Annotated in this window: 6 protein-coding genes; all 6 read right to left on the reverse strand. The window is 74.2% G+C overall.

Annotated features, from left to right (window positions below; translation table 11 throughout):
- Positions 1–105: 105 nt before the first annotated feature.
- Positions 106–762 (reverse strand): ABC transporter, encoded by a 657-nt coding sequence (locus tag FGF04_RS33500; protein WP_235882631.1) that lies wholly within the window; start codon positions 760–762, stop codon positions 106–108.
- Positions 750–2,306 (reverse strand): ABC transporter permease, encoded by a 1,557-nt coding sequence (locus FGF04_RS33505; protein ID WP_188114346.1) that lies wholly within the window; start codon positions 2,304–2,306, stop codon positions 750–752. The genes FGF04_RS33500 and FGF04_RS33505 overlap by 13 nt, the downstream gene beginning before the upstream one ends.
- Positions 2,303–3,181, reverse strand: a complete 879-nt coding sequence (locus tag FGF04_RS33510) for an ABC transporter ATP-binding protein (RefSeq protein ID WP_149515159.1) — start codon at positions 3,179–3,181, stop codon at positions 2,303–2,305. Before FGF04_RS33510 ends, FGF04_RS33505 begins: the two co-directional genes overlap by 4 nt.
- Positions 3,182–3,252: 71 nt before the next feature.
- Positions 3,253–3,453 (reverse strand): hypothetical protein, encoded by a 201-nt coding sequence (locus FGF04_RS33515; protein ID WP_149515160.1) that lies wholly within the window; start codon positions 3,451–3,453, stop codon positions 3,253–3,255.
- Entirely contained in the window at positions 3,450–4,340 is an 891-nt protein-coding gene (locus FGF04_RS33520; protein ID WP_149515161.1) for a cupin domain-containing protein, read from the reverse strand. The genes FGF04_RS33515 and FGF04_RS33520 overlap by 4 nt, the downstream gene beginning before the upstream one ends.
- Entirely contained in the window at positions 4,337–4,879 is a 543-nt protein-coding gene (locus FGF04_RS33525; RefSeq protein WP_149515162.1) for an RNA polymerase sigma factor, read from the reverse strand. Before FGF04_RS33525 ends, FGF04_RS33520 begins: the two co-directional genes overlap by 4 nt.
- Positions 4,880–5,043 lie beyond the last annotated feature (164 nt).

Consider the following 5,043-nt stretch of genomic DNA (forward strand, 5'->3'; position numbering starts at 1 on the left):
GTCCTAGCGGGGGTCTGGCTGCGTCCTGACGGGGCCTCGGGGCCTGGCGGGGTCCTGAGGGACGGAGGGGCCGGGTCCGCGGGGTTCGCGCTTCGGGCTGCGCCCTCACGAGGAGAGACGCGGTCTGAGCCTTGCTCTCACGGGGTCCGTGCACGCTCTCAGCCCCACCGCCGTCGCCGCAGCCAGGAGCAGGGCCCAGTGGGTGTGGGTGGTCTGCCAGCGGGGATCGTCCGGGGTCACCAGGAGCGTCCGGTCGTGCGGGAGCAGGAGGTACGCGGCGGCCGCCGTGCACAGCAGCCAGGTCGATGTCATGACCCCCGGCTCGGTGATGAGCGTGCGACGGGTCATCAGGGCCGCCGCCGTGAGCGCCAGTACCGCGGTGGCGGCCGCTTCCAGGGTGAGGTCACCGGCCGGCGGACGGGCCGGGGCCGGGACGAGGAGCAGCGCCGTCGTCCAGCAGAGCACGGCCCACGGCAGGACCAGTGCCACCCGCAGGCCGATGCGCACCGGGCGGCGAACCGGCACCGCCGTGGTGAGGTGGCGGGCCGGGTCGTCCAGCAGGAACGCCAGGCCCAGGCCGAAGGCGAGCGCGGCGGCCCGCAGGGCGAAGAGACCGAGCTGCGGGTCGGGCGGACCGGACTGCATCCGCGGGACGGCGGCCAGCAGGAGCCCCGCCGCCGCGGCCGCCACGAGCGCGCGCCGGGGCAGGGTGCGCCACACGGGCCGGAGCAGGGCCCGGGGCACGGCCGTCACCTCTCGCACGAGTCACCGTCCGAGTCCGCCGAGTCCGAGTCCGCCGCATCCGATGCGGTCGAGACCGGCACTCCGAGCAGTTGTGCCACCCGCGCGATCGATGTCCTGGGTGACGTCAGCTCCGTCCACTTGGCCTTCACCTTGCCGGCCACGCTGTAGCGCGGCCTCTGGAGCAGCTCCGCGACAATCCGGGTCTGCTCGGCACTCATCACGAAGGGTTCGGTGGGTGACAGGACCAGGGAGGAACCGGAGACGTTGTCGTCGATGCGGACGTCACGGAGGGCGGACATCGGGTCGGACTCCCCGCCCAGCGCCAGCCACATGACCGTCACCAGGCGGGCGTCGCACAGTTCGCTGCCGGCCTTCTCGTCCCCCGCCACCAGCACGGACGCCACGACCGCCGCGAACTCCGGGACGCGGTTGCCGCCCCAGCCCGTACCGATGGTCACATGGCCGGGCTCGGTGGACGGGGCGAGCGCGGCGTCGCTGTCCAGTCCGTAGCGGGCGTCGATGCGCTGTTCCACAGTCAGCCGCTCACCGCCGGCCCTGCCGCCCGCGAGGTTCTGGACGCGGTCGACCACGGCGGCCCAGTCGGCGGTGCGGCCGGTCCACTCGGGGAAGGCGCAGTACGAGGACCTGCCGTGCTGGAGGCACGAGCGGAACTTCTCCGGGGTGGTCGACATCCGCTCGCGGGCCGCCGTCGTGGCGGCCGGGGTGCCACCGGACTGACCGACCGCGCCCACCAGGGTCAGCGCGAGCGCTCCCCCGACGGCCGCCTTGACGACTCCCGTGCGGCCGCCGCTGACCAGCACCGCGAGCAGCGCCATGAGCAGGACGAGCCCGACGAGGTACAGGGCGTGCCAGGCGGCGGGCCGGCCCAGCAGGTCGGAGGGGAACGGACCGGCGGTGCTCTCGGTGACGACCGGGCCCAGCCAGGTCGACCAGTCGGAGTCGGACGGGGCCGCCACGAAGACCTGCCCGAAGAGCAGCACGACGAGGAAGAGCGGCACGGCGGTGACGGAGGGGACCAGCCGGGCGAGCAGCACGCCGACGGCACCGGCCAGCAGGACCGTGAGCGGGCCGACGGCCAGTTCGGCGGGCGAACCGTGTCCCGCCGCCCCGGGCTTGAGCGCGGCACAGGTGAACTGGACGGTGACGCACACCGCCGTGAACAGGACCGCCGGGACGACGGACAGCACATGGGCGACCGTGCGCCGCCACGGCTCGACGGCCAGGACGCCGAAGTGCCGGTCCGTGTCGCAGCGCCGCGAGCGCAGGACCGCGCGGTTCACGCCCAGCATGACGGAGAGCGCCATCAGTATCGGCATGGCCTGCGTGCCGCGGTCGACGTCCTGGAGGATCGGGTAGTCGCCCTGGCGCTCCATGACCTGCCAGACGATCCAGGCCACGTACAGGACCGTTATGGCGGCGAAGGAGACGGTCATGCGCAGCTCGCGCGCCTCGAAGCGGGCGAGGGCGAACACGGCCGCCCAGGGGCGTGGCGGATGGGTCGGGCCGACGGCCCGCGCGGGTGTCTCCAGCACCGTGCTCATGCGGCCCTCACCTCGGAGGACTCGCCGTCGAGGGTGAGCAGGTAGCCGTCCTCCAGGGTCGGTTCGAGCAGGTCGGCGCCCTCGGGGGGATCGCCGACGTTGCGGAAGGAACCCGTACCGGTGCGCCAGCCGGCCCAGGCGCCGGGGTCCCGCTCGGTGCTGCTCCACACCCGGCCCGCCGCGCGCGCCGCCAGCTCGGCCGGGGTGCCCTCGAAGCGGACGCGGCCACCTGCCATGACGATCACGCGGTGGCAGAGCATCGCGACGTCCTCGGTCTGGTGCGTGGACAGCAGGACGGTCCGCCCCTCCCCCGCGCGGGCGATCAACTCACGGAAGCGCATGCGCTGTTCCGGGTCGAGGCCCACGGTCGGCTCGTCCAGGACCAGGAATCCGGGGTCGCCGACGAGGGCGGCGGCCAGGGCGACGCGCTGGCGCATCCCGCCGGAGAGCTTCTTCAAGCGCCTGCCCCGTACGTCGGAGAGCGCGACGGCGTCCAGGACGCGCCGCACCTCGCGGTGCCGGGCGGTGCGGTCCGTCAGCTCCTTCAGGATCGCCACGTAGTCGACGAACTCGAAGGCGGAGAAGTCCGGATGGAAACCGGGTGTCTGCGGCAGATAGCCGAGCACGCGCCGCACCTCCTGCCGGCCGGCCGACGTGCCCGGGTCGTGCCCGAGAACCGAGAACGCCCCGCGGTCCGGCGGCACGGCGGTGGCCAGCACCCGCAACAGGGTCGTCTTGCCCGCCCCGTTGGGCCCGAGCAGTCCGGTGACGCCCTCACCGAGCCGCAGCGACACGTCGTCGAGCGCGGCCGTCCTCCCGTAGCGGAGGGTGAGACCGGCGGCGGACACCGTCGGCGCCGGAAGAAGGTCGGACATGCGTGGCTCCAGGGAAAAGGGGCGGGGACGGGAGGGACGGGAGGGGTGGGGGAAGGCGACGGCGGTCCTCATCAGTCGCCCCCGTCGGAAGATGACGAGGACGACGAGGACGAGAACGCCCCCCGTCGGCCGGCGGAGCTGGAGACGAACGCGGAGACGAGCGTCCAGACGAGCACGACGAGGAACTGCAGCACCCTCAGCAGCACCCAGGCCGTCATCAGCAGACCGGCCTTGAGCAGCTTGAGCCGCCTGCGCGTGGCAACCGACGTCACAGCGCACCCCCGCCCGACGGACCCGTGAACGGCACGCGCGCGGAGACCGCGTCGAAGCGGTCGCGGCGCAGGTAGAAGAACCCGGTGGCCAGCGCGGCGACCGCGGCGGCGACCCCCTGCCCCGGCACCGTGTACGGCGCGAGGGTGCCGTCGCCGCTCATCTGCGCGACCACCAGCAGGGCGACCCACACCCCGCCGACCAGGGCGGGCGCGAGGACCGGGCCCAGCCGGGGGGTCAGGGCGAGCCCGGTCGCGGTGAGCGCCAGCGCGGGCAGCAGCCACGCCAGGGCCCGCACCCCGTACGAGGGGAGGGCGAGCGTCGCCAGGCCGTTCAGCACGAGGGCGACCGTCAGGACGGGAACGGTGCGGATCATCAGCAGCCGGAACCCGTGCATCGGTGACACCACGGCCATCTCGTAGGTCGGGTCGAGGGCGGGGCCGTACGACAGCGCGACCCCCGCGAGGGGCAGCAGCGGGGCCAGCGCGAGGAACAGCGAGAGGGTGCCCGGCGCCCGGCTGGAGTTGACCGCGACCACCGTCATCGCCAGCACGGCGGCGACCGCGCCCAGCCAGGACAGCCGGAGCACGGGGGTGGCCGCGAGCAGCCGTGCCGTGTGGTCGGCCATCCCGGTCCGTACGAGCAGCGACTCCATGAGGCCGGGGCGCGGTGCGTCCAGCTCGGCGTCGAGCCGCTCCCAGCCCTCGTCGAGCGGGGCCGGGTCGCTCACCTCGGCGAGGACCGCCCGGCAGTGCGCGCAGGCCATCAGGTGGGTGTCGGCCGACCAGAGCATCGGCGGCGCCAGCTCGCCCCGCCCGTACGCCCGGAGATCCTCCCGCGCGACGTGCCAGGTCGGCACGGTCTCGCGGACCTCGTTCGTCTCACTCATGCCAACTCCTCCCGCAGCTGCTTGCGGGCCCGCTGGGCCCGTGTCTTGACCGTCCCCGGCGGGATGCCGAGCAGGACGGCCGCCTCGCGGGTGGTCAGCCCGTCGATGACCGTGGCCTGCAGGACCGAGCGCAGTTCCGGCGACAGCCGGACCAGGGCGCCCGCGAGGTCCCCGTGCTCCACCCCCGCGAGCACGCGCTCCTCCGCGGACGCCTCCTCCCGGTGCCGCAGCCGGCCGAGCGCCTGCCGCAGCCGACCCCGGGCGCCGTCGCCGCGCAGCGTGTCGATCAGCCGCCGCGAACCGATCCGCCACAGCCAGCCGGCCACGTCCCCCTCCTCGCGGTAGCGGGCGCTGCCGCGCCACACCGCGAGGAAGGTCTCCTGCACGACGTCGTCGACCGTCCCGGCATCGGCGCAGCGACCGCGCAGCCTCGCTCCGAGCCAGGGCGCATACCGCCTGTACAGCTCCTCGAAGGCGCGCCGGTCGCCGTCCGCGGCGATGGCCCGCAGCAGATCCCCGTCGCTTCTCGTTTCCCTCACACCCCCTCATCGCACGAGCCCCACCGATCGGTTCACGCCCGGCAGAAAAACCCTGGCACCACCCCGAAACAGCCCGCACCGCGGACTCTGCCGTCACCATTACGCTCACCATCACCCGAACGGGTGKCCAGCCCCTCCGGCKCCCCCGCCGCAGGCGTCCGCTC

This window comes from Streptomyces apricus, assembly GCF_008369065.1.
Classification (GTDB): Bacteria; Actinomycetota; Actinomycetes; order Streptomycetales; family Streptomycetaceae; genus Streptomyces; species Streptomyces apricus.